Source organism: Segeticoccus rhizosphaerae, assembly GCF_009192725.1.
Classification (GTDB): domain Bacteria; phylum Actinomycetota; class Actinomycetes; order Actinomycetales; family Dermatophilaceae; genus Segeticoccus; species Segeticoccus rhizosphaerae.
Window position 1 is genome coordinate 1 of sequence record NZ_VOHR01000563.1, and the last position, 1,317, is coordinate 1,317.

Annotated in this window: 1 protein-coding gene and 1 pseudogene; both read left to right on the plus strand. The window is 74.6% G+C overall.

Annotation, left to right across the window (positions count from 1 at the left end; all coding sequences use genetic code 11):
* Positions 1–996: glycosyltransferase family 9 protein (locus FRW57_RS21670; protein ID WP_152187045.1), on the plus strand; the 996-nt coding region annotated here is incomplete at its 5' end.
* Positions 984–1,317 (plus strand): annotated as a pseudogene (locus FRW57_RS21675) (glycosyltransferase family 1 protein); the annotation flags it as partial. The gene FRW57_RS21670 and the pseudogene FRW57_RS21675, both read left to right, overlap by 13 nt.

The following is a 1,317-nucleotide window of genomic DNA, read 5'->3' on the forward strand; positions in this document are numbered from 1 at the left end:
CGGGCCCTGGCGCACGGCGCCGACCAGGTCGACCTGCTCACCTCGCCGGCGGCGCGCGGCGCGGCGGCGCTGCTGCCCGGTGTCACGCGCGTCCACACCTTCAGCGCCGCCTGGTGCGATCCCCGGACAACGTCCTTCGACCGGGACGACGTGGCCGACCTGATCCGGCGGCTGAGCCGGGAGAGCTACGACGCGGCGGTCATCTTCACCTCGTTCCACCAGAGTCCGCTGCCCACCGCCATGGTCTGCCGGATGGCCGGGATCCCCCACGTCGTCGGCACCAGCGACGACTACCCCGGCGCCCTGCTGGACGTGCGACACCGCCGGCTGGCGGTCGGGGACGACGGCGGAACCCACGGGGGCGGGCACGAGGTGGAGGCTGGCCTGCGACTGGCCGAAGCGGCCGGATATGCCCTCCCACCCCAGGACGACGGCAGGCTGCGGCTGACACCAGCGACGCACGAGACGTCGGCCTCGGCCGAACCTTACGTCGTGGTGCATCCAGGTGCCTCGGTGCCGGCGCGCGCGATCCCCGACGCGCTGGCCGACCGGCTCCCGGTCGCCCTGGGCCGTTCCGGCTGGGACGTGGTCGTCACCGGCGGCCTCTCGGACCGGGCGCCCGCCCACGACGTCGGTGCCGTCTCCTACCGCAACCTGATCGGCGCCACCACGATCTCGCAGCTGGCGGAGGTCCTCCGTCGCGCCAGCGCGGTCGTCGTCGGCAACACCGGAGCGGCTCACCTGGCCGCGGCCGTGGGAACGCCTGTCGTATCACTCTTCTCGCCGGTGGTGCCGGTGGAGCGGTGGCGGCCCTGGGGGGTGCCGACCGTGGTGCTCGGCGATCAGTCGGCACCCTGCGCCGGCAGCCGTGCCCGCACCTGCCCGGTGCCCGGGCACCCCTGCCTGACCTCGGTGTCGGTGGAAGACGTGGTGCAGGCCGTCGCCACGCTGGCGGGGTCCCCCGCGTCCGAGGCAGGTGTCCGATGCGCGTGCTGATGTGGCACGTCCACGGCTCCTGGGCCACCAGCTTCGTCCAGGGCGACCACGACGTCATCCTTCCCACCACGCCCGACCGGGGACCGGAGGGTCGTGGCCGGGCCGACACGTGGGACTGGCCCGAGCGTGCGCGGGAGGTCGCTGCCCGGGACCTGCACGACGAACCGCTCGATGTCGTGGTGCTGCAACGCCCCGAGGAGGTCGAGCTGTGCGAACGGTGGACCGGCCGGCGCCCCGGCCGCGACCTGCCGGCCGTCTACGTGGAGCACAACACGCCGCGCGGCGACCCGGTCGCGACCCGCCACCCGGTGGCCGACGACG